This is a genomic window from uncultured Lutibacter sp. (assembly GCF_947495725.1).
In the GTDB taxonomy this organism is placed as follows: domain Bacteria; phylum Bacteroidota; class Bacteroidia; order Flavobacteriales; family Flavobacteriaceae; genus Lutibacter.
On sequence record NZ_CANLZZ010000004.1, the window covers coordinates 313944 to 338143 of the forward strand.

The following is a 24200-nucleotide window of genomic DNA, read 5'->3' on the forward strand; positions in this document are numbered from 1 at the left end:
AAGTGATTAACTAAAATTAAATGAATTATGAAAAAAATATTAATTGGCTTATTAGTTTTTGGATTTGCCTTCCAATCTTTTGCCCAGATAAGAACTGAAAAATTATCTGAGGTTGTTATTGCTGCAACAAACTACAAATACCTAAATAAAGTAGGTTTGGAAAATGCAGATGTTAATGTTTCAATGCTTGAACAGAAAGTTGCCAGTTTCGACTTAAAAAATGCCGAGTTTTATCGTGATGAATATGATACTTATGCGGTTGATTTTTATATTCCAGATGGCAAGATTCTTGTAGCTTACGATAAAGATGGTAATATAATACGTACTATTGAAAAATTTAATGATGTTGCTCTTCCAAGAGAAGTTATAGAATCTGTTGCTAAACAGTATCCTAATTGGACTTTTAAAAAAGATGTATATTTGGTTAACTACCACGAATCAGGCAACATAAGCAAAAAATACAAAATCGTTTTAGAAAATAATGATAAACGTATTCGTATTAAAGTTGATGCTGAAGGAAACTTCTTATAGTCAACCATTTTAAAACTGTTTGAAAGCTAAATTGCCTTCAAGCAGTTTTTTTCTAACTAAAAAACAACAACTAGTTATGTTAAAAATAGGAGTTATATTTTTTATTATACTATTAACTAGTTGTTCTTCAACTCAAATAGCCGATAGTTGGAGCAATGATTCATTTTCAGAGTTTGAACCAAAACAAGTCCTAATTTTAGGAGCAACACCAAATACAATTGCAAAAAAAATTTACGAAAGTGAGCTTAGTTCCGCCTTCATAAAAAGAGGTATTAATGCCTATGAAGCATCAAATATTTTGGAACCTTCATTTACAACCTTAGAGCAAGCTGAAACTACCATTAATAAAGAAGTTTCTAATTTATCTAAACTAGGTTTTGATTCCGTTCTAATTGCAACCGTTAAAGGCTATGAAGAAAAAACACCATACAAAGGAAATCTTTTCGACAACAATACAACATTCAACGATTTTGAAAATTATTATTTTTTAAATCAACATGTTTATTTCGATACGGACTATTATGACAATTATAAGGTTTTTCATATTGAAACCTCCTTATTTTATATTGGCACCGATAATAATAAAGATTTGGTTTGGATTGCATCTTACAATCTTATTAATCCTCAGAAAATTAAAAATGCAATTAAAGGATGCAACAAAGCAATTCTAAAATCTTTAGAAACTGCTCATATTATTCCAACATTATAATGGAGAAGTTTTATAGCCATATATGTTTTTAAAAGTTAGAGTATCACCTTTACTATCTACACTTTTTAAATTATACCTAATAACAACTTTTGTATTTATAGGCGCATAATAATAGAGTTCCCAAGCATCACCTTCTCCTATTCCTACACAACCATTAGAATATGCTTTACTAAGTGTTTCTGGATTTGTTGTTGGATGAATTAATTGCCCATTTCTTACGCCATTTATTTCTGTTTCAAGAAAAGGAACTTGAGGTAATTTTGTAATTTTATTATCATCTCGTTTTGTTAAATAATACCTATGCCCATTTACTGGATTGTAATAATCAGGATTTTTTACATGTTTTACAATTTTCCCAATTCCCTGTATCGTTTTTAAATCAGTAATTCTATCACCCATTTTAAGATATTTTTTTTCATTTCTTCCCACTCTAACCGGAAATTTTAATATTTCTCTGGAATCTTCTAAAACTCGAAGTTTAAACTCCGGAATATTAATATCTATATAAGTATTATCGAAAATAGTAAGCAAATTTGAAACAGCAATTGAATCAGGAATTAAAATTTTACTTCCTTTTTTTAAAACAATAAGTTCTTTTTGATCATAAACAAATGAATCTTTAGCCATCATTTTATAATAATCGGTCTGCGACAAAGAATCAATAATCCAAGGATTGTAGCGTACAAGAAGGTGCTCAGTTAAGTTTAAATCTTCCTTACTATTTAAATATTTAATAACGGAATCTAGGAATGGAAAATAATTTTTAACTAAAATGTTCTTAGGAACCAGTATAAACTTTGCCGAATCTCGAACACAGTAATCCCTATAATATTTTTTAGAAATTAAAGATTGATTGTTTATAGATAAAGGAACTATTAAAAACAACAACAATATACTTACATGATTCACTATTAATTTTAAAAAATTCATAAAATTAGCTTTAAAACATTGCTTTCTCCCTAACTAAATTTATAAATAAAGAAGCTTTCAAAAAATAATAAATATCACTTTTTAAAGCTGTTTTAGCTATTTAACTTGACCAATATCATATAAATAAAATCAAAACTGCTTTACCTTTGATATACACGTTCTAATTAAGCTTATTAATTATGACTATTTCACATAAAATAGCACAAAAAACAAAAACCTTTCTAATAGAAATTGGTGAACTTTCATTTTTTGCGTCACGCTATTTTAAGGAACTTTTTTCAAAGCCCTTTGAATTTAACGAACTGCTATTGCAATGTTATAAAATGGGAAATAAATCGTTGCTATTAGTCGGCGTAACTGGTTTTATTTTAGGATTGGTTTTTACCTTACAATCACGACCAACGTTAATGGAATTTGGCGCTGAATCTTGGATGCCATCAATGGTTAGTATTTCAATTGTAAGAGAACTTGGACCGGTTATTATTGCCTTAATTTGCGCAGGAAAACTAAGTTCTGGAATTGGAGCAGAACTAGGCTCTATGCGAGTTACGGAACAAATAGACGCAATGGAAGTCTCTGGAACCAATCCGTTTAAATACTTAGTGGTAACACGCATTTTAGCAGCAACATTAATTTTACCTTTACTTATAATTTTTGGCGATACAATTGCACTTGTTGGGTCTGCACTTATTGAAAATTTAAAGGGAGACGTATCATTTCAACTTTATTACAACAAGGTTTTTAATGCTCTAAAATTTTCTGACATTATTCCAGCCACAATTAAATCTTTTTTCTTTGGATTTGCAATTGGACTGGTAGGTTGTTTTAAAGGTTACAACTGCAAAAAAGGTACAGTTGGTGTTGGTGAAGCATCTAATTCTGCTGTTGTATACGCATCTATGCTATTATTTGTAATCGATTTTATTGCTGTATTTATCTCTGATATTTTCTTTGAAATTTAACAATGAACAAAATAACAAACATAAAACCCGTACTAAAAATTCAAAATTTAAAAAAAAGTTTTGGAAATAATCACGTTTTAAATGGTTTTAATATGAATTTATTTGAAGCGGAAAATCTGGTATTAATGGGTAAATCTGGTTCTGGAAAATCTGTTATGATAAAATGTGTAGTTGGCTTAATGCAACCCGATACCGGCACAATTGAAATTATGGGAAAGGATATTTCAAAACTCAATCAAAAAGAATTCAATAATTTAAGATCTGAAATTGGTTTTCTGTTTCAAGGAAGTGCTTTATACGATTCAATGACGGTTCGAGAAAATTTGGAATTTCCACTTAGAAAGTTTCCAGAATACGCAAGTAAAAGTGAAAAATTAGTAAGTGAAGCACTCGAAAATGTTGGACTAAGTAGCGCCATAGATTTAATGCCTGAAGAACTATCTGGAGGAATGAAAAGAAGAATTGCATTGGCAAGAGCCATAATTCTTCGTCCAAAAATAATTATTTACGACGAACCAACAACTGGTTTAGATCCAATTACATCAAAAGAAATAATACAGCTAATGAAAGGCATACAGCAACAATTTAAAACCTCATCACTAATTATAACACACGATGTGGATTGCGCCAGAGTTATTTCAAATCGTATGATTTTGCTTATAGACGGCATCAATTATATGGAAGGTACGTTTAACGATTTATCCGCTTCAAAAGATAAAAAGGTTCAGGAATTTTTTAAATAACAAGGTTATGAAAAAATCAAATTCACATAAAATAAAACTAGGTTTATTTATAATTATAAGTTCTCTATTTTTAATTATTGCCTTGTACTTTATTGGTAACAGACAAAATCTTTTTAGCAAGAACTTTAAAATAAGTGCCGTATTTAATAATGTAAACGGCTTAATTTTAGGAAATAACGTTCGCTATTCAGGTATTAATGTTGGTACGGTAAAAAATATACATATGATTAATGACACCACAATATGTGTGGACATGCATATAGATTATAAGTTTTTAAAACATCTTAAAAAAAACGCCGTTGCAGGTATTAGTTCCGATGGTTTAGTAGGAAGTATGGTAATTAATATTGCTCCTGAAAAAGAGTTTGCTCCTCCATTAAATCCAGGAGATACAATAAAATCATATAGTAAAATCTCAACAAACGACATGTTGGAAACCTTAAATACTACCAATGATAATATTTCATTATTAACATCAGATTTATTAAAAATAACCACATCAATAAAAACTGGTGATGGCACATTAAGTATGCTAATTAATGACCCCGAAATGGCAACAAATCTAAAAACAACCGTTAAAAATTTAAAAACAGCAAGTAGCAGCGCTTCAAATTCTTTAAATGAATTTAACAAAATAATAAAGTCTATTAATTATAATGAAAGTATGGCCGCTGTGTTATTAAGCGACTCAGTTACAGCACTTCAAATGAAATCTATTATAACAAATTTAGATAAATCGAGTACTGGAATGGACGCTTCAGTTTCAACTATAAATGAGCTGCTTAAATCTTTAAAAACCAGTGAAGGTTCTTTAAATTATATTATTAAAGATACACTACTTGTAAAAAACATTGATGAAACAGTAAAAAACATAAAAGATGGAAGCCTTAAATTAAATGAAAATTTAGAAGCCCTTAAACATAATTTTCTTTTTAGAGGTTATTTTAAAAAAATAGAGCGACAAAAAGCAAAAGAAGCTAAAAAAGAATAACTAATACAATGCTTTTTTTCCATGTATATTGAGATATATCATTCCAATTATATTGGCGTATTAGTAAATTGTATAATATAAATTTTACAATTATGAAAAAAGTAAGTTTAACACTAGTAAGCACAGTTTTTACAGTTGTATTTACACTCTTAAGCTGTGGCCCTGTCGTATTTTCATCAAGATTAGGCGCTCCTCCTCCACCATGGTTTTATCCAAATAGAGTAGAACATGTTAGATATGTTTACTTCCCCGAATTTGAGTTTTATTATGATTTTACGCAAAAAAACTATATTTATTTTAATAATGGATCCTGGTTATCTGTTAAAATTTTACCTTCAAAATATGCCGGTATTAATTTAAGAAGAAGCCGCCAAGTTCGCATCAAAAATTATCATGGAGACAACATTAAAAAATATCATAATAATACTATTATAAAAAGAAGAACACCTTCAACAAAAAGAAATAATTAAAATTAAAAAAAATGAAAACAGATAATCTAGAATCATTGGTAAACGATTATAAAATCTGTTGTTGAAAAGAAAATTCTATGGGAAACCAAAACAAAAAAACTACTTATTTCCACTTTAAATACCATAGTAAAAAAATACGATATTGGATGGCGAGTACAAGAATTAAGTTGGATTAACACCAATGAAGCTGTAAATATAACATTTGACTCTTTTCCACCTGAACTTATTACAAGCACCAATAAAATACCATCTTATCAATTTATACAAGGAGGCGCTTTGGTTTTTTCACAATCATATAGTGGAGATGTAAATGTATTTATACTTTATCCTTTTGTCGAAAATTTAGATAATCGACCAAATGAAAAAGAGCCTGAAACATTTACTCCAAACTCTATTTCAGAAGCACTTATTATTGATAAAGTTGAAGGTTTTTTAAAAGAAATGATTGCTTGGGAACTTCCAACAATAACAAACAAAGTTGGTTTTTAAATTGAACTAAATTTTAAAGTTTATTTAATTCCAATTGTAATTAAGCTAATTTCAGGTCGCATACCTAATCTTCCTGGAAACCCTAACCAACCTAGCCCTTTGTTAACATGTAAATATTGTTCTCCTATTAGATACAATCCGGCCCAATGTTTATATTTGTATTTTATTGGACTCCATTTTATGTTTTTAGTTTGAACACCAGCTTGCATTCCATGTGTATGTCCTGAAAGAGTTAGTGAAATATCCGTTTTACGAACAACTTCTTTACTCCAATGTATTGGATCATGCGACAACAATATTTTAAATTTAACATCTTTTACTGCAGCCAACGCCTTTTGCAGATCTCCATACTGCTTAAATGGTGGTATTCCCCAATTTTCGACACCAATTATTGCTAACTTGTTTTTATTAAGTGTTACAACCTCAGCACTATTTAGCAATAAATTAAACTCTATCTTTTTAAAAAAATATTTTATCGATTCGTGATTAGATTGTTTAGCTTTTAAAGATTTCCATTTACTGTAATCACCATAATCGTGATTTCCTAATACAGCATATTTACCCATTTTAGCCTTCAACTTTAGCAAAACACTACTCCAACCTTTTAACTCCCAAGCATAATTATTTACCAAATCGCCGGTAAAAAAAATAAAATCGGGATTTAATTTATTAATTATTGTAACGGCTTTTTCTAAAATAGCATAATTAAAACTAAAACTTCCCAAATGCAAATCTGATATTTGAACAATTTTCAACTGATTAAAATCAATCGGTAAATTTTTAAATTTAATAATATTTCTACGCACTTCAAACTTATATTTTGTGCTAAAAATTCCATATAAAATTGTAAAAAAAGGTAGAAATCCAGATACTAAACCAATTAAGGGTAACACTATTAATGACGCCTCTTTTGAAATTATATAATTTGTAAAATAAAGTGTAGAAAAAACAACTACAAAAATAAATTTAGGAACTAAAGACACAACCACTAACCCGTATAGCGACGAAATAAAAAGTTGCCTTCTATAAGCTTGTATTTTTTTTAACCTACTTCTTAAAATTATTATTGAAGCAATAAGTCCAATTGTAAATATCCAAAATGCAGCATAAATGACATATTTCACCAATAAAGTAGTAATTATTTGTGTAATAGATAACAACCAATAAAAAGCAAAAATATCAACTAATAAAATTACAAAACATAATAATAACACTGCAGAAAACGGATAGGATCTCATAGTATATTTGATTATTTCTTTCTTCGTTTATCTTTTAATGCCCAATAAATCCCTTTAACTCCAGCAACCCAATTATCGTACATATAAATAAGGGTAATCTCTTCAATAGTTTCTAATATCCCAAGAATAATCATAACATAAAACAACCAATATATTGGCTCAAAGAATAACAACCAAAGTATAAATATGCTTTGTATAATTGCTGATAATTTAGCTAAATATGTATGAAAAGCTGTAGCCTTTCCATATTTTAAAAAAGCTAAAATCATTTGTAAAATATATGGTGAAAACGAAATTACTATTAAAGTGTAATTCTCTTGAATAAAATCAAATTCAAACACTAATATTCCAATTAAACCAATAATAAATGTAATTTGATCACCAAAGGAATCTAGTTGCGATCCACGAGCACTTGTAATTTGTAATTTACGCGCAATAAACCCATCAATTGCATCGGTACAATAACTAATTAGCAATAGCCAAGTAAAAATTTCTTGTTTTTCAAACCATAGTAATAAAAGTAAAATTGGCGCTGACGCAATTCTATAAAATGAAAACCAATCTGCAATATTAAAATTTTTAAATGTTAGCATTTTTAAGTTTTAAATGTAACTATCTATTCATTATTTTAAACGCAATTTGATATTCTATAAAATTAAATTTTAAAACATAATATTCTGGTATACTATATTCTTAATGTCCTTTGGCAACTCAGTTCTAATATCTTCGAGTTCTCCTAACGAAATATATTTACGTAAAACAATGAAAGTAGTTTTCATATAATTTTCTAGCACTTCATCCGATTCAAAATCGTTTAATGATGTTGGTTGATTCAATAGCCAAACCAAATCAATAAATTCGGTCAAATTTTTAATTTTTCTTTTTTTTCGACCAGACCATCCATTTACATAAACAGCTTTTAAAAACATTGGCAATTGAGCTAACAATTGAAAAGACTCCTCAGTTGAAATTATTTCTCTTAATCCATGTAAAATTGCAGATAAAATTCTACTTGCTTTATCTGTTTCACCTTTCAAATTTATTTGTTGCTCATACTCTTTCATAAAAGTATTAGCTTCTACTGCAAATTGATTAAAATTAAGTGCCATATTTTTAAAATTAATATTTATAAATATTCCATTTCTTATTTTTATTTTGAACTGCAACAATTCCAGGCGCTATAAATTTCGAATGTATTTTTGGTGGAGTTAGCTGAGTTCTTTTAGGAATAATATATTCTATAGGATTTTCTAAATATTTTATTGTTTTCCCTGAAACATCAATAATATATTCTTCCAATTTATATTTTGTAAGTGGCTTTCTAAACACTTCGTTATAGCCAATAGTATCTTTTAAAAGTTTCACTACAATGGCATATCCATTTTCGAAATTTGACGCATTTAAATATTGAGGTGTAACTACATCATTTCCATTTTCGTCTATAAAACCATACATATAAATATTATCAATTAACCGTTTAACTAAACATCTTCCATTTTTAAAAATTGGATATTTTTCATTTGAATCATTATTTAAAACAATATCACTTCTATAGTTTATTTTTAAAACACCTTCTTTATTTATAAATCCCCAAGTTCCACTTTTTCGAACTGCAGATAATTCGCCATAAAATGGATATATAGCATCAACATCCGTTACTATTTGACTAAAACTTGGACCACTAAACAAAAGGCAAAAAATTAAGAATAGTAGATTTTTCATAATAGATTTATTTTGTATAATAAAGCTAAAAATTGTTTCTCTCTCCCTAAATGATATTCCTCATATACTTATTCTCTATATGTTAAAAAAAGTCTAATTTTCAGCGTTTTAATCCAAAATAAAAACTTCAACAAGCCATTAATTTGATATTTATCATTTTACAATTTACTCTTTATATATCCCTATTATTTTAATACTCTTAAAATATGAGAAATTACAATCCGCTTTCTCTTTGATTTAGAAAGAATTTTCAAAAAAAACTTATTTTTAAAAACCCTAGTTTAAAACAAGGTAAAATACTGTTTATCAAGGCTTTTTTTTATTGTTTAGACACCTTAAAAATTACACTCTAAATTAAAGATAACACCCTACTTAAAAAAAATAAAAAAAAGCTTGTTTTTTATCAATAAAGTAATTTAATTTGCACACGCAAAAAGCCGATGTAGCTCAGCTGGCTAGAGCAGCTGATTTGTAATCAGCAGGTCGTGGGTTCGAGTCCCTCCATCGGCTCAAGTTTAAAAAGACTATCTTTAAAAGATGGTCTTTTTTTTTTACCAAAAATGCTTCTAAAAAATTAATTGCACTAAAAAACAGCATTAATTAGGTTCACTACAAAAAGAGATTCATTAAATTTGTAAAATTAAAACTATTTTATGCTAATTATTGGTATTGCCGGAGGCACCGGAAGTGGAAAAACAACTGTTGTAAATCAAATTTTACACGAATTACCAGCTGATGAAGTTTGCGTAATTTCACAAGATTCATATTATAATGAAACAGAACATTTAAATTATGAAGAACGTACAAAAATAAATTTTGATCACCCAAAGGCAATTGATTTTGACTTATTAGTAAACCATTTAACTTTATTAAAAAAAGGTGAAATTATTGAACAACCTGTATATTCCTTTATAACTCATAATCGCACAAAAGACACTTTAATAACACACCCCAGAAAAGTGGTAATTGTTGAAGGTATTTTAATTTTCAACAATAAACCTTTACGCGATATCTTCGATATAAAAATATTTGTACATGCAGATACTGATGAACGTTTAATTAGAAGAGTTAGAAGAGATATTGAGGAAAGAGGGCGCGATATAAATGAGGTTTTAAATCGCTATCAAACAACTTTAAAACCAATGCACCAGCAGTTTATTGAACCAACAAAAAACTATGCTGATATTATTATTCCTAACGATCGATACAATAATGTTGCAATAGATATAGTTAGAACTGTTATTACAAATAAATTATAATAACATGACTTTTAAGCAATTCAAAAACAAGCCACTCGTAAAACTTTTATCCAATAAGTATGTATTAATACTTATGTCTTTTTTAGTTTGGATGGTTTTTTTTGATGAAAACTCTTACCTAAACCATAGAGAATTTAATAAAGAAATAGAAAAACTTAAAAATGAAAAAGAATACTATCAAAATGAAATTAACTCTGATAAAGAATTGATTAAAAACTTAGATGATAAAAAAGAGTTAGAGAAATTTGCACGAGAAGAATACAAAATGAAAAAAGAAAACGAAGAAATTTATATTATTGAATACGACACCATAAAAAAATAACAGCACCGTACCTATAAAAAAGTTTTTTTATAGACGTTAACTAGTACTAAACAAAACATGAACAACCTTTATTCTGAAGATTTTGAACCCAGTTCTTCCGCAGCCTGGAAGCAAAAAATTCAATTTGAATTACAAGGTGCCGATTATAATAAAACACTCTTAAAGCAAACTCTTGAAGGAATTTCTATAAAGCCATTTTATCACTCTGATTCTTTTCAGAAATTAAATTCTACTTCAAAACAAAACACTGCACAACTTTGCGAACCTATTAATATTGATTCAGAAATAAACGCAAATAAAAAAGCCTTATTCGCAATAAAAAATGGTGCAAATGCAATAAAATTTAATGTAAAAAACAGTTTTAATAGCACTATTCTATTTGACAATTTACTTAATAAAAACATTACATTTCATTTTAACTTTCACTTCTTAAACGAGGTCTTTTTAACAGAATTAATACAGAAATTAGAAAATGAAGTTGTTTTTTATAACATAGATATAATTGGTAATTTAGCAAAAACAGGTAATTGGCACTCTACAATATCTTCCGATTTTAACATTATTGAAAACCTTTTAAAAAGAAATGCTTCAACTTTTATTTTAGGTATCAACTCTAATATTTATCAAAATGCAGGCGCAAACAACGTTCAACAAATTGCCTATACACTGGCTCATGTAAATGAATATTTAACAAAATTTGGAGCCAATATTGCTTCCAAAATTCAATTTAACTTTTCAATTGGAAGTAATTTCTTTTTTGAAATAGCGAAAATAAAAGCATTTCGCTATCTCTATAACTTAATACTTCAAAAATACAATATTAGTGCAAATGCAATAATTTTTTGTGAACCTACAAAACGAAATAAAACCAAAATAGACTTAAAAACAAATATTATACGATCAACTAATGAATGCCTGAGCGCTTCAATAGGTGGCTCCAATACTGTATCCACTTTTTTGTTTGACAATTTATTTACACTTAACAATACATTAAGTGAAAAGGTATCTAAAAACCAATTGCTTATATTAAAAAAGAAATGCAACATTGAAAACATTCAAAACATTGCAGAAGAAGCAAGTTACATAGAATCCTTATCTGTCCAAATTGCTGAAAAGTCTTTAGCTATTTTTAAAGATATTGAAAAAAGTGGTGGTTTTTTAAGCCAATTAAAAAATGACACTATTCAAAGAAAAATTAATGAGAATGCACAAAAAGAACAAACTGCTTTTAATAATGGAACTATTGTGTTAACTGACATAATCAATTTAAAAAAACACAACACAAACAAACCCTCAAAAAACAAACTTAAAGCTGGATATAAAACATTAATCACCCCAATTATTGAAAAACGATTAACTGAAAAATTAGAACATTAAATTAGTAAAATAAATGAGACGTAAAGATTTTTCAGATTTAAAAATTGATATTCAAACCGAAAAAAAACAAAGTTTTGAATACGAGCAATCTATTGCTGGGAATGCACCTTTTTTAAGAGGAATTTACACCTCAATGTTTATTCAAAAACCTTTGAAATGTAAAATGGTAATTGACCACAACTCTCCATTAAAAAGTAATGAAATAATTAAAATAAATTTAAAAAAAGGATATCAAGATTTTATATTAAAATTTACATCAAAAAATTCATCAAATGGAATTAAAGTAAACTCCGTAGATGATATGTGCATACTTTTAAATGACCTACCTTTAAATAATATTTCTTTTACACTTAATTTAGACACAACCTTAAACATACCTTTGATTGCAATTTTTTTAGCAACATCAGAAGAACTTGGTTTTAATAACAAACAAATAAATTTTTCTATACAACATTGCATTAAAAATTCAATTAAAAAAAACAATTTAACCGACACTCTTTTTTACCTAAATAAACACGTCTCACAATTCGAAACAATTTTATTTTCAACCACCTTTTCCGAGAAAAATATAAATTTTGAAAATACCTTAGCCAAATTAATTTCTAATATCTCAAATTATATTGAAGTATGCCTCTCAAAAGGTTTAAAAATCGATAACATCGCACCTAAATTCAGCTTAAGTATTGAACTTAACGGTTCACCCTCAAATACCATTGCTCAATTAAGAGCCTTGCGTATAGTATGGTCAAAACTTATAAAACAATACTCTCCAAAACTGGAAGAATCGCAAGCACTAAAAATTCATATAACAAATTCCAATAGTTATTTAAATACCCTATCAGCAGTTTTAGGAGGAGCACAAAGCTGCATAACTTCAAAAGAAAATTTCAATTTAATTGAAAAAGAGACTTTTATTACAAAAACTGTAGATCCATTTGGCGGATCAAATATTATTGAAGAATTTACCAAAAAAAGCGCCAACAAAATTTGGAATTTAATTACTGAAATTAAAAACAATAATTTTAAAAAGGAGTTTAATCAAAATAAAACCAATAAACCCAAGTTAAGATCTAAAAATATTTTAGAACTATCAATTGATGCTGCTAAAAAAAGAATTAAATTAGGTGAAATTTTCAATATTATTGAAGATATAGAATAGAATAAATACATAAATATTTTAAAATGTCAGCAAATTACTTCAAAAATTACCCAAACCCAGAAGGTTTTTTCAATGAATATGGCGGAGCTTTTATTCCTCCTCAATTGGAAGCAGAAATGAAAAAGATTAATGATGCATATTTTGCTATTAGCAAATCTCATAAATTTATTTCAGAATTAAGAGACATCCGTAAACATTTTCAAGGAAGACCAACACCTGTATATCATTGCCATCGTTTATCACAAAAATATGGTGGACAAATTTATTTAAAACGCGAAGATTTAAATCATACCGGAGCTCATAAACTAAACCATTGCATGGGTGAAGCTTTACTTGCAAAACACCTTGGAAAAAAGAAATTAATTGCTGAAACTGGAGCAGGACAACATGGTGTTGCCTTAGCTACTGCCGCTGCTTTCTTTGGTTTGGAATGTGAAATTCATATGGGAGAAGTAGATATTGCAAAGGAATATCCAAATGTTTTAAGAATGAAAATTTTAGGAGCTAAAGTTGTTCCTGCTACACATGGATTAAAAACACTTAAAGAAGCCGTTGACAGTGCATTTGGAGCCTATTTAGAAGACCCAATTAATACTATTTATTGCATAGGATCAGTTGTTGGACCACATCCTTTCCCAATGATGGTGCGAGATTTTCAACGTATTGTTGGAATTGAAGCAAAAGATCAATTTTTTGATATGACTGGTGAACTTCCAGATAACGTTGTAGCTTGTGTTGGCGGAGGTAGTAATGCAATAGGAATTTTTTCAGCATTTTTAGAAGATGACGAATGCAAATTATATGGTGTTGAACCGGGCGGAAAATCATTAGAAACAATTGGAGATCACGCTGCAACTATGACATTAGGAACACCTGGAATTATTCATGGATTTAAATGTTATACATTACAAGATGAAAAAGGTGAACCAGCTCCTGTACACTCTATTGCAAGTGGGCTTGATTATCCAGGTGTGGGACCCGAACATAGTATGTTAAAAGATTTAAAAAAAGTAACTTATGAAAGTATTTCAGATGATGAATGCATTGCAGCTTTTTATGAATTAAGCAGAATGGAAGGAATTATTCCAGCATTAGAAAGTGCCCACGCCGTTGCATACGCTTTAAAATTAGCCAAAGCAAACCCAAAACAATCAATACTTGTAAATTTAAGTGGAAGAGGAGATAAAGATTTGGATTATGTTGTAGAAAACTACGGAGTGCCTGAATAATAATTATCTTAATCATATATAAAAAATAAACCCATAACTTAGACTTTCATCTAAATTATGGGTTTCGTAAATATAAAGAATTTTGTATAATTAAATTTTTAATTAAAATACAGTAACGGCTAGTTGAACTCTCGCAATTTTTAAAGAAGGGTTCCAAAGTGTAGTTGCCGATACCGGCATACTATAATTACCCAATTTTACAACTTTTGAAGCTGTTAAACCAACATTTACTAAATCAAAGTTCTCTTGTCCATCTCCATATAAATGAGTATCTCCATTCAATGAAAATCCAGCACCAACAAATCCATTAAGATTTACTTTAGCCTCACTTATTAAAGGATAAGCAACCTGCATATAAGTAGAATATCGTTTCTCATACTCACCATCAGTTATTTGAGAATCAGCACTTCCGTGTAATAAAAAATCAGCCTCTAAGGTTAAGGGAAAACTCTCCCCAAAATTATAAGATGTTCTTAAGTCTAAAATATGACCTGTTGTTTCTTTGTCATAATTCCATACATCAGGGCTATCTACTCCACGTGTATTAAACAAGTCCCACAATCCAATAGAAAAACCATTTTTTGCATATTGAACATAGTAATTTATTTCTTTATAAGAAGTTCCATCACTTTCATTTGAAAAAGACATTCCTCCCCAAAAACCAGTTGTAAAACTGCCAGATTTGTTTAGTTTTATAGAAGTAAAAACCGCAACCATAGGTTTATCTGTAATTACTAAACCTCTCCATAAATGATTTGATTTTAAATCCACCGAAAAATCAATTGGACTGTCTTTTAATTTTTTTTCTTGAGCAATATTTACCTGCACCGCAAATGCAGCTACTAGTATTAATAATACTTTTTTCATTTTATTTGTTTTATATTTTTATGGAATAATTTAAGCTAATGCAACATACAAAAGAGCGGCTATAACAGCTCCAATAATTGGCCCAACAACAGGAATCCACGAGTATCCCCAATCACTTCCACCTTTTACAGGCAATAAAGCGTGCATAATTCTTGGACCTAAATCACGTGCAGGGTTAATTGCATATCCAGTTGTTCCGCCTAATGATAATCCAATAACCCACACTAAAAATGCAACTGGTACTGCTCCAATAGACCCCAAACCAATAATAGCTCTGGCATTTACATCCCCAAGAATATCAAGACTTGGCCCTGCTAAATAAAATATTACAAATACTAAAACAAAAGTTCCTATTATTTCACTTGTTAAATTAGAAAAAGTGTTTTTAATTGCTGGACCTGTACTAAAACAGGCAAGTTTACCTCCTTCATCTTCTGTCGCCTTAAAGTGATCTTTATAAAAAACCCATACTAAAAACGCTCCTAACATTGCTCCAATCATTTCTCCAGCTATATATTCGGGAACTAAATCCCAAGAAAGTTTCCCTGCGGTTGCCAAAGCAACAGTTACCGCCGGATTTAAATGAGCACCACTATATGGACCCGCAACTACTACCCCAACAAAAACGGCCAAAGCCCAACCTGTTGTTATTACTATCCATCCTGAATTATTTCCTTTTGTTCCATTTAAAACTACATTGGCAACTACTCCATTCCCTAAAAGAATAAGCATCATTGTACCTAATATTTCTGCTACTAAAATTGACATAATATTATATTTTAAAGGTTAATCTTCTATCCAATTTTGAGCACACTTAACAGCTTTATGCCAGTAATGCAACATTTTTTCAACTTTCTCTTCCTCTAATTGCGGATAGAATTCTTTATCTACTATCCATTGGGATTGAATATCATCAACACTATCCCAATAACCAACAGCTAGCCCAGCTAAATAAGCAGCACCTAATGCAGTTGTTTCTAATGTTTTTGGTCTAATAATTTTAAATCCAAATAAATCTGATTGAATTTGCATTAACAAGTCACTTGCAGCAGCACCACCATCAACTCTTAATTCAATACTTTTTTCACCTGCATCAGCCTCCATAGCTTTTACAATATCATACACTTGGAAAGCAATTCCTTCTAATGTTGCTCTTGCAATATGATTATCTGTAGTTCCTCTAGTAATTCCCATAATAACCCCACGAGCATATTGATCCCAATATGGAGCTCCTAACCCTGTAAGTGCTGGCACAAAATAAACGCCTCCATTATCTTCTACGGTATCAGCTAAGGTGTTTACACCTGGCGCAGTTTTAATAACTCTTGCACCATCACGTAGCCACTGAACTGCAGCTCCTCCTACAAATACACTTCCTTCCAAAGCATAGGTAGTTTTACCATTTATTTTCCAACCTATTGTTGTTAATAAATTATTTTCGGAATAAACTGCTTTTTCTCCTGTATTCATCAACAAGAAACAACCGGTTCCATAAGTATTTTTAACCATCCCTGGTTTCGTACACATTTGTCCAAATAATGCAGCTTGTTGGTCTCCTGCTATTCCCGCAATTGGAATTTTAGTAGAGAATAAAGTAGTAGCAGTAGTTCCATAAATTTCACTACTCTCTTTTACTGTTGGTAAAATTGCTTTAGGAATATTGAACAGCTCTAATAATTCTTCATCCCATTCTAACGTATGAATGTTTAACAACATGGTTCTACTCGCATTAGAAACATCTGTGATAAACATATTTCCACGTGTTAGTTTCCATACTAGCCAGGTATCAATTGTTCCAAAACATAATTTACCTGCTTCTGCTTTTTCTCTTGCCCCTTCAACATTGTCAAGAATCCACTTTAATTTTGTTGCAGAGAAGTATGCATCTAAAACCAATCCTGTTTTCTTTTTAATCATATCAATATGGCCTGCTTCTTTTAACTCATCACAATACTTTGAAGTTCTTCTATCTTGCCAAACAATTGCATTGTAAATAGGCTCACTAGTTTCGCGATCCCAAACAACAGTTGTTTCTCTTTGATTAGTAATTCCAATCGCAGCTATATCTTCACCTGTGATGCCTTTTTGAGCAACAACTTCAGCAGCTACAGATATTTGAGACGACCATATTTCATTCGCATCATGCTCAACCCATCCTGGTTTTGGGAAAATTTGCTCAAATGGTTTCTGAGAAACCTTTACTATTTCACCATTTTTATTAAATAAAATCGCTCTGGATGATGTTGTGCCTTGGTCTAAGGCTAATATTAATTTATTTTCCATTATATATTGGTTGTTTTGGTTAATTTGTTCGTATTCTTACAAAATATAATTAGATGTAATTTCTTGATATTCTGCCACTTGATTTTTTTGCCAATCAAGATCTTTTCCCATTTCAGTTGCCATAACTTCCGCAACTCTTGGTGCCATTCTAATACTTTCCTTAGCATCTAGCAGTTGACAACGAGTTCTTCTTGCCAGAAAATCTTCCACAGTGCGAGCCATTTCATTTTTAACAGCCCAAACCACCTGAGCATCTATCACCTCAAGCTTTTTACTAATTATATTGCTATTTCCATTTACTTTTGCAATTTTTAATATTTCATTTTCATCAGAACCATAAAAATAAAGAGGATTGTTATGATCTACATTTTCTTTATATCCATGTATCTTTAAATGCTTTGTTTTTGATGGTACATGTTTCCATCCGTGATTTTTTTCAGTTTTATCAACTAAATCCTGCCCCATTTTTCTATATGTTGTCCATTTTCCACCAACCATTGTCAACAATCCCGAATCAGAAGTAAAAATTTTATGACTTCTTGATATCTCTTTCGTTTTTTTTCCATCACCACTTGGAGCAGCCAAAGGTCGAAGCCCAGCAAATACGCTTAAAACATCGCTTCTTTTTGGAGATTTTTTCAAATATCTTCCTGCTGTATTTAAAATAAATTCTATTTCTTCCTCAAGAGCAATTGGCTCTAAAGATTCCTTTTCTATTGGAGTATCAGTAGTTCCAATCACTACTCTATTATGCCAAGGCACTAAAAACAAAACTCTACCATCATCCGTTTTAGGAATCATAATAGCATCATTTTCAGGTAAAAACGATTTATCCAACATTAAATGTACACCTTGACTTGGAGCAATTGTTTTTTTTGCATTTGGAGAATCCATTCTTAAAACATCGTCAGCAAACACTCCGGTTGCATTTACTATTTGTTTTCCTTTTATTTTATATTCAATTCCTGTTTCTTCATCAATAAACTCAACACCCGAAACTTTCCCTTCCTTATTTTTAACTAGCCCCTTTACATTGCAATAATTTAAAACTATTGCGCCCATTTCAGAAGAAGACTGCAATGTATTAATTGCCAATCTAGTATCATCAAACTGACCATCATGATACACAACACCAGCAGTAATTTTCTCAGCATTAATGTTTGAAATTCTTTTAAGGGTTTTTGCTTTCGAGATTCTTTTTGACCTTCCTAAACTTAATTTACCAGCTAGCAGGTCATATAGCGTTAAACCAACAGTATATTGTAATTCATCAAACAATCCTTGCGTAGGAATTATAAACGACTGATTTTTAACTAAATGAGGTGCATTTTGAGTTAGCAGCCCCCTTTCTACAACGGCCTCTCTCACCAAACCTACATCTCCTTGAGCTAAATACCGAACTCCACCATGAACTAATTTTGTACTTTTGCTCGAAGTTGACTTTGTAAAATCAGATTTCTCCAATAACACTACAGAATACCCACGTGCCGAGGCTTCTAATGCAATTCCAATTCCTGTTGCCCCACCACCAATAACTATGAAATCATACTCATTTGAGCTTTTTCCAACCTTATTAATCATTTCACTTCTTACCATGACTTCTATTATAATTTGTTTAAACTTATTCTTTTCTACAATGTAAATTTATAAATTTTAGAAACATTTCGAAACTTTTTGAAACTTTTTTTTAGTAATTTTTCATTTTAGTAGGTTTCATAAGCGTTCCGCTATAACGTTTTAGTTTCGTTTTATATCAATTTAACATACTTTTGTGTTATTATTAGGTTTCGTTTTAGAAAATTTTCAATCTATTTCTTCTTAAAAGTTACTTTCATCACACAAAACTGAAACATTCTAGTCAATTTTTTACGTATATTTGTTTAAAAACATGAATTACTATGAGCATTAAAATAGCAGAAAGACACAAGCTAATCCTTAACAAATTAGAAAAAGATGGCTCAGTTACAGTTTCCGAACTAAGTAAAGAATTTAACGTTTCATCCGTAACCATAAGAAAGGATTTAAAGCTTTTAGAAGAATTAAACTTATTATTTAGATCACATGGAAAAGCTATACCATCAAATCCATACGCCACAGAAAAAACGGTTAACGAAAAAGAAAAGCTCCATAAAGAAGAAAAATTTAGAATAGCCCAATGTGCAGTAGACACTTTAGTTCCAAATGACAGCATTATTCTCGCATCAGGCACTTCAATTATTGAATTTGCACATCAACTCAACGATATTACTGATTTAACAGTACTTTCCGCATCATTAAACGCAGCCCTTATAATCTCAGAAAAAACAAATATCGATGTTCTTCAGCTAGGTGGCGTTCTTAGGAAAAGCTCATCCTCAGTAATTGGCCCTATTTCTGAAAAAATGTTAGCTGAATTTACTTGCACTAAATTATTTTTAGGAGTTGACGGAATAGATTTAGAATACGGATTAACAACCACCAGCTCAATGGAAGCATCATTAAACAAAGCAATGATTAACGCTGCACAAAAGATTATTGTATTAGCCGACTCGTCAAAATTTGGCAGAAAAGGTTTTGGCAGAATATGTGGCTTAGAAGAAGTTGACCAAATTATAACCGACAAAAATATTGATAGTAAAACTCATGCTAGATTAACCGAATTTGGAATTGAAGTAACCCTAACTTAAAAACACACAACTAAAAAATATTAAAATGAAATACATCTTTACAATTACAACACTTTTTATAGCTATCTCAAGTTTTTCTCAAATGAATAATGAAAAAAAAATTGGGGATAAAATAACCAATTTCTCAGGAATTGATGAAAACGGAAAAGAATGGAATTCATCGAATATTGACTCCAATTTTTTAGTAGTTTATTTTTACCCTGCAGCAATGACTGGAGGCTGCACAAAACAAGCTTGCGCATACCGAGATGACAAATCTTCATTCTCCAATCTTGGAATTTCAGTTGTAGCCATTAGCGGTGACGACGTTGAAAATCTAAAACACTTTAAAGACAATTATCAATTAAATTTCCCTTTACTTTCAGACAAAACTGGTGAAATTTCTAAGTTATTTGGAGTTCCAATTAAAAAAGGAGGATCAATAAAAAGAATAATCAACAACGAAGAGCTTATTTTTTCACGTAATCTTACAACACCTAGATGGACTTTTGTTTTAAACAAAAAAAGAGAAATTATATACAAAAACGCAGAAGTGAATGCAGCTGAAGACAGCAAAAAAGTGAAAGAAGTTATTAAAAATTATTTAAAATAAAACATTAACACCTCTATTCTAATTACCACTACTAATTAAACAAAAATGAAATTTCTAACTGTAACTCTAATTGTTCTCACTTTATTATCATGCTCAACACCACCTAAAACATACCAAGAAAGCATTCAACAATTTCAATATAAATTAAATACACAATTCGCTGATAGAAATGAATCACCGCTAACCAATGAAGATTTCAAAACATTTAAATCATTAGATTTTTTTAATATTGATGAAAATTATAAAGTTAACGCTAGTATCACCCATACACCTAATGCTCCAATTTTCGAAATGCCAACCACAACAGAAAGAGCTCCGCTATACAAAAAATACGGAATTGCCAAATTTGAATTAAACGGAACCACCTTGGAGTTAAGCATTTACCAAAACCACGATTTAAATTTAACCCCAAACAACAACTATTTATTTTTACCATTTAACGACAAAACCAACAGCACATCTTCATATAGCGGCGGAAGATACATTGACCTAGAAATCCCAAAAAATAACAACAACAAAATAATTATCGATTTTAACAAGTCCTATAATCCGTATTGCGCATACAACCACAAATTTTCCTGCCCAATTCCTCCAAGCGAAAACATTTTGCCCATAGAAATTCTAGCAGGAGTTAAGGATTTTCATAAACCACAAAACAAATAACCTATTAAACAAATTAACAAAAAAAACCCGCTTAATATATTAAGCAGGTTTTTATATTTATTTTAAATTTTATAAAAAATTAATGCTGATTTAATCGAAAGTCAGGATATGCATCCATACCATGCTCATGTATATCCAACCCTTCTTGCTCTTCTTCGGACGAAACTCTAATACCAACAGTACTTTTTAATGTTTTAATAATTGCATAAGCAGACACCAAACAGGTAACACCCACAGCAACAACACCAATTATTTGATATCCAAATTGAGCCCAACCAGCTAAATCTCCAAATATTCCAACCGCTAACGTACCCCATATACCACAAATTAAATGAACAGCTATTGCACCAACAGGATCATCTAATTTTAACTTATCTATTAAAGAAACACCTAACACAATAAGCGCCCCAGCAATAAACCCAATAACAATTGAATCTGTTACACTCATTAAATCAGCTCCAGCCGTAATCCCAACTAGCCCTCCTAGAACTCCATTTAAAAACATAGACAAATCATATTGCTTATATTTAAATAAAGAAACTAAAAAAGCAGACATTCCCCCGGATGCAGCAGCAACACAAGTTGTAACTAACACAAGTGAAGTAGCTCCAGGATCTGCAGACAACACAGAACCTCCATTAAAACCGAACCAACCTAACCAAAGAATAAAAACTCCAGCAGTTGCAAAAGGCATATTATGACCAGGAATAGCTCCTACGGAACCATCTTTTTTAAATTTACCAATACGAGCTCCCAATAACCAAACAGCAACTAAAGCTGCCCAACCACCAACTGAATGCACCAATGTTGAACCTGCAAAATCATAGAACCCTAACTCATCCAACCAACCTAATCCCCATTTCCAAGAACCAACAATTGGATAAACCAAACCTACATAAACAAGTGCAAATACCATAAATGCTCCCAATTTAACTCTTTCAGCTACAGCTCCAGACACAATTGTTGCAGCAGTAGCCGCAAACATACCTTGAAATAAAAAGTCAGTCCAATAAGTATAACCTCCATCAGCATACTCTGCCGTCAATCCATTCTCAGGTAAACTTAGACCAAATAAATCAACAAAATAATCTGGCAACACACCTCCCCAAATAAACGAACCAGGATACATTAAATTAAAACCTACTAAAGCATAGAGTATCAACCCAATACATATAATAAATACATTTTTAAACAAAATGTTTATTGTGTTTTTTTGTCTTGTTAATCCAATTTCTAAAAGCGAAAATCCTAAATGCATTAAAAATACCAACGCGGTACATATCATCATCCAAACATTATTCACTGTAAATAGCGTTTCTTCCATAATATAATCTTAAATATTTTTTAGTTTAGCGTATCTGAACCCTTTTCTTTTGTCCTTATTCTGTAAGCCTCTTGAATATCTGAAACAAAAATTTTTCCATCACCTACATGCCCTGTAGCTCCAGAATCCATAATTGCCTTAACAGTTCTTTCTAAAAAAGGATCAGAAACCACAATTGATAAATACCTCCTCTGTATATCTGAAGTACTATAGCTTACACCTCTATAAACGTGCCCTTGCTTTTCATTTCCAACACCAGTTACATCCCAGTAACTAAAAAAATTAACCTCAATTTCATGTAAAGCTTCCTTCACTTCATTGAATTTGGATTTTCGAATAATTGCTTCAATTTTCTTCATAATAAACTGTTTTATATAATTGATCGTGTGCAAAAGTAAAAAAAAATATTAACCCCCTATAAATTATAGGGGGTTAATATTTTTTTTTACAAAAAATGCAATATTACCCCATACTTTTTAATACATGCAAATCAATAAATGATTTTTTAAGAATATTATACAAAACAAAATTGCCTAACAACACATGGTCATTAGACAATTTTTAAACTAAACCTCAATTATATATTTTTATAAAGTGGCAATTTACATTAAGATACACCTAATGAAAATACACACTAGAATGAATAAATTGCAGCTATTAAGAATGAAGATAATTTATCTGTAGCCAATCCATCAGCATCAACATACGGCATATCATCACTCCAAGAGTCTAATCTAATCTCTGGCTTGATTGTTAAATTTTCAACAGTATAACTTCCCGTAAGAGTTGTAGCAAAAACACTTTTTTCAGGATCAACATCAGACTTAGTTCCAAAATACTCCCCTCTTAAACCTAATGTAAAACCATCTGAAAGACCTAACTGAGGATACAGTGCAGCACCATAAAAACCTTCACCATCGTTATCTGCAAGAGCAGCATTAATTCCTAAGTAAAAAGAATCTGACACATCAAAACCACCTGTATAATCAATTTCAAAACCTAATGCTTCTCCATTATCATAATATAAATTTAAGTACTGACCTGCAATTCCAAATTGAGCACCAAGAGAGTAATTACCTGTTAAGTTATTATTTACATCCGTAACATTCATAATAGCCAACATTAAACTAGCGCTTTCAGATAAAGCAAAATCCGCTTTTAAACCTACGTGTGAAAAAGGCCCACTTGAAAACAAATATGAAGTACTATAGTTAAAATTACCTACTGGAGAAATAACTTCATACCCTAAGAACGTATTAAATCTACCCATTGTTAAAGTTGTACTTTCTGAAACATTTAAATAAGCATATAACTGATTTAAGTTATAACCACCTGTAGCGTCATCACCACGTGGCCCAAAAGTAATATCAGCTACAACACCAGTTTTTTCACCTTCATAAGCCGCAACAATATTAGCCATTCCCATTGCAAAACCTAATTCATTAGCAAATGACGACCCAAAAGATTGAGCATCAGTATCAGAAGCACTCAAATTAGTTTGGTAATACGCATCTACAGACCCGCTTAAACTTAATTTTTTCTCTGCTTTTTCTTCTTGAGCATAACCTGAAGCCGTTACAAAAATTACAGCTAAAAGTAGAAATGCCTTTACGTATGTACTTTTTAAAATTGTTTTCATTTTTTTAATTTTTATTTATTAATGTTCTTTATTAT

General features: G+C 30.3%; 27 protein-coding genes and 1 tRNA gene. 16 read left to right on the top strand and 12 right to left on the bottom strand.

The features are described 5' to 3' along the window. The first annotated feature begins 27 nt into the window (after positions 1 to 27). On the top strand, positions 28 to 531 hold the full coding sequence (locus Q0776_RS11000; RefSeq protein WP_298368090.1) for a nicotinate-nucleotide adenylyltransferase: 504 nt from the start codon (positions 28 to 30) through the stop codon (positions 529 to 531). Between the two features lie 76 nt (positions 532 to 607). Next, positions 608 to 1240: a hypothetical protein gene (locus Q0776_RS11005; RefSeq protein ID WP_298368092.1), complete on the top strand. Its 633-nt coding sequence runs from the start codon at positions 608 to 610 to the stop codon at positions 1238 to 1240. Here Q0776_RS11005 and Q0776_RS11010 read toward each other — a convergent pair. After that, a complete protein-coding gene (locus tag Q0776_RS11010) occupies positions 1235 to 2170 on the bottom strand; it encodes a L,D-transpeptidase (protein WP_298368093.1) in 936 nt (311 codons plus the stop codon). The two genes, Q0776_RS11005 and Q0776_RS11010, sit on opposite strands and share 6 nt — an antisense overlap. A gap of 179 nt (positions 2171 to 2349) precedes the next feature. On the opposite strand from Q0776_RS11010, the gene Q0776_RS11015 reads away from it, so the two are divergent. The 5 genes from Q0776_RS11015 to Q0776_RS11035 all read left to right on the top strand — a co-directional run bounded on the left by Q0776_RS11015 (position 2350) and on the right by Q0776_RS11035 (position 5825). Continuing rightward, positions 2350 to 3132 (top strand): ABC transporter permease, encoded by a 783-nt coding sequence (locus tag Q0776_RS11015; protein WP_298368095.1) that lies wholly within the window; start codon positions 2350 to 2352, stop codon positions 3130 to 3132. A gap of 2 nt (positions 3133 to 3134) precedes the next feature. Further along, entirely contained in the window at positions 3135 to 3875 is a 741-nt protein-coding gene (locus Q0776_RS11020; protein WP_298368096.1) for an ATP-binding cassette domain-containing protein, read from the top strand. Between the two features lie 7 nt (positions 3876 to 3882). Further along, positions 3883 to 4866, top strand: a complete 984-nt coding sequence (locus tag Q0776_RS11025; protein ID WP_298368099.1) for an MlaD family protein — start codon at positions 3883 to 3885, stop codon at positions 4864 to 4866. Positions 4867 to 4958: 92 nt separating this feature from the next. Continuing rightward, positions 4959 to 5336 carry a hypothetical protein gene (locus Q0776_RS11030; RefSeq protein ID WP_298368102.1) on the top strand — a complete coding sequence of 126 codons (378 nt, stop codon included), beginning with the start codon at positions 4959 to 4961 and terminating at the stop codon, positions 5334 to 5336. A 276-nt stretch (positions 5337 to 5612) separates the two neighbouring features. Further along, complete coding sequence (locus Q0776_RS11035; RefSeq protein ID WP_298368106.1) at positions 5613 to 5825, top strand: hypothetical protein; 213 nt, start codon at positions 5613 to 5615, stop codon at positions 5823 to 5825. A 20-nt stretch (positions 5826 to 5845) separates the two neighbouring features. On the opposite strand, the gene Q0776_RS11040 is transcribed toward Q0776_RS11035, so the two are convergent. The 4 genes from Q0776_RS11040 to Q0776_RS11055 all read right to left on the bottom strand — a co-directional run bounded on the left by Q0776_RS11040 (position 5846) and on the right by Q0776_RS11055 (position 8785). Further along, on the bottom strand, positions 5846 to 7063 hold the full coding sequence (locus Q0776_RS11040; protein WP_298368109.1) for a metallophosphoesterase: 1218 nt from the start codon (positions 7061 to 7063) through the stop codon (positions 5846 to 5848). An 11-nt stretch (positions 7064 to 7074) separates the two neighbouring features. Further along, positions 7075 to 7656 carry a CDP-alcohol phosphatidyltransferase family protein gene (locus Q0776_RS11045; protein WP_298368112.1) on the bottom strand — a complete coding sequence of 194 codons (582 nt, stop codon included), beginning with the start codon at positions 7654 to 7656 and terminating at the stop codon, positions 7075 to 7077. Between the two features lie 69 nt (positions 7657 to 7725). Beyond that, entirely contained in the window at positions 7726 to 8172 is a 447-nt protein-coding gene (locus Q0776_RS11050) for a DUF2267 domain-containing protein (RefSeq protein WP_298368115.1), read from the bottom strand. A 10-nt stretch (positions 8173 to 8182) separates the two neighbouring features. Continuing rightward, positions 8183 to 8785 (bottom strand): WG repeat-containing protein, encoded by a 603-nt coding sequence (locus Q0776_RS11055; RefSeq protein WP_298368116.1) that lies wholly within the window; start codon positions 8783 to 8785, stop codon positions 8183 to 8185. Between the two features lie 436 nt (positions 8786 to 9221). Between Q0776_RS11055 and Q0776_RS11060 the strand changes: the two genes are divergently transcribed. From Q0776_RS11060 to trpB, 6 genes are all read left to right on the top strand, one after another. Then, positions 9222 to 9295, top strand: a tRNA-Thr gene (locus Q0776_RS11060). Positions 9296 to 9438: 143 nt separating this feature from the next. Further along, a complete protein-coding gene (gene udk / locus Q0776_RS11065; protein ID WP_298368117.1) occupies positions 9439 to 10044 on the top strand; it encodes a uridine kinase in 606 nt (201 codons plus the stop codon). A 73-nt stretch (positions 10045 to 10117) separates the two neighbouring features. After that, a complete protein-coding gene (locus Q0776_RS11070; RefSeq protein ID WP_366139258.1) occupies positions 10118 to 10366 on the top strand; it encodes a septum formation initiator family protein in 249 nt (82 codons plus the stop codon). Positions 10367 to 10423: 57 nt separating this feature from the next. Next, positions 10424 to 11743, top strand: a complete 1320-nt coding sequence (locus Q0776_RS11075; protein WP_298368122.1) for a methylmalonyl-CoA mutase family protein — start codon at positions 10424 to 10426, stop codon at positions 11741 to 11743. A 13-nt stretch (positions 11744 to 11756) separates the two neighbouring features. After that, the gene (locus tag Q0776_RS11080; RefSeq protein ID WP_298368125.1) at positions 11757 to 12902 is read left to right on the top strand and encodes a methylmalonyl-CoA mutase family protein; all 1146 of its coding nucleotides are present in this window, start codon (positions 11757 to 11759) and stop codon (positions 12900 to 12902) included. 23 nt (positions 12903 to 12925) lie between these two features. After that, positions 12926 to 14131 carry a tryptophan synthase subunit beta gene (gene trpB / locus Q0776_RS11085; RefSeq protein WP_298368128.1) on the top strand — a complete coding sequence of 402 codons (1206 nt, stop codon included), beginning with the start codon at positions 12926 to 12928 and terminating at the stop codon, positions 14129 to 14131. A 102-nt stretch (positions 14132 to 14233) separates the two neighbouring features. On the opposite strand, the gene Q0776_RS11090 is transcribed toward trpB, so the two are convergent. From Q0776_RS11090 to Q0776_RS11105, 4 genes are read right to left on the bottom strand one after another with little or no spacing between them, the layout of a single operon-like run. Beyond that, positions 14234 to 14998 (bottom strand): hypothetical protein, encoded by a 765-nt coding sequence (locus Q0776_RS11090; protein ID WP_298368130.1) that lies wholly within the window; start codon positions 14996 to 14998, stop codon positions 14234 to 14236. A 30-nt stretch (positions 14999 to 15028) separates the two neighbouring features. Next, a complete protein-coding gene (locus tag Q0776_RS11095) occupies positions 15029 to 15766 on the bottom strand; it encodes an MIP/aquaporin family protein (protein ID WP_298368131.1) in 738 nt (245 codons plus the stop codon). Between the two features lie 18 nt (positions 15767 to 15784). Beyond that, positions 15785 to 17281 carry a glycerol kinase GlpK gene (glpK, locus tag Q0776_RS11100; protein WP_298368133.1) on the bottom strand — a complete coding sequence of 499 codons (1497 nt, stop codon included), beginning with the start codon at positions 17279 to 17281 and terminating at the stop codon, positions 15785 to 15787. 36 nt (positions 17282 to 17317) lie between these two features. Then, positions 17318 to 18877 (bottom strand): glycerol-3-phosphate dehydrogenase/oxidase, encoded by a 1560-nt coding sequence (locus Q0776_RS11105; RefSeq protein WP_298368135.1) that lies wholly within the window; start codon positions 18875 to 18877, stop codon positions 17318 to 17320. Positions 18878 to 19179: 302 nt separating this feature from the next. On the opposite strand from Q0776_RS11105, the gene Q0776_RS11110 reads away from it, so the two are divergent. From Q0776_RS11110 to Q0776_RS11120, 3 genes are read left to right on the top strand one after another with little or no spacing between them, the layout of a single operon-like run. Continuing rightward, complete coding sequence (locus Q0776_RS11110; protein WP_298368136.1) at positions 19180 to 19947, top strand: DeoR/GlpR family DNA-binding transcription regulator; 768 nt, start codon at positions 19180 to 19182, stop codon at positions 19945 to 19947. A 25-nt stretch (positions 19948 to 19972) separates the two neighbouring features. Continuing rightward, the gene (locus Q0776_RS11115) at positions 19973 to 20539 is read left to right on the top strand and encodes a peroxiredoxin (protein ID WP_298368137.1); all 567 of its coding nucleotides are present in this window, start codon (positions 19973 to 19975) and stop codon (positions 20537 to 20539) included. Between the two features lie 45 nt (positions 20540 to 20584). Next, the gene (locus tag Q0776_RS11120; protein WP_298368139.1) at positions 20585 to 21202 is read left to right on the top strand and encodes a DUF1684 domain-containing protein; all 618 of its coding nucleotides are present in this window, start codon (positions 20585 to 20587) and stop codon (positions 21200 to 21202) included. A 79-nt stretch (positions 21203 to 21281) separates the two neighbouring features. On the opposite strand, the gene amt is transcribed toward Q0776_RS11120, so the two are convergent. The 3 genes from amt to Q0776_RS11135 all read right to left on the bottom strand — a co-directional run bounded on the left by amt (position 21282) and on the right by Q0776_RS11135 (position 24165). Further along, positions 21282 to 22526 (bottom strand): ammonium transporter, encoded by a 1245-nt coding sequence (gene amt / locus Q0776_RS11125; protein WP_298368140.1) that lies wholly within the window; start codon positions 22524 to 22526, stop codon positions 21282 to 21284. A gap of 20 nt (positions 22527 to 22546) precedes the next feature. Continuing rightward, positions 22547 to 22885 (bottom strand): P-II family nitrogen regulator, encoded by a 339-nt coding sequence (locus Q0776_RS11130; protein ID WP_298368141.1) that lies wholly within the window; start codon positions 22883 to 22885, stop codon positions 22547 to 22549. 275 nt (positions 22886 to 23160) lie between these two features. Next, positions 23161 to 24165 carry an outer membrane beta-barrel protein gene (locus tag Q0776_RS11135; protein ID WP_298368143.1) on the bottom strand — a complete coding sequence of 335 codons (1005 nt, stop codon included), beginning with the start codon at positions 24163 to 24165 and terminating at the stop codon, positions 23161 to 23163. Positions 24166 to 24200: the final 35 nt, after the last annotated feature.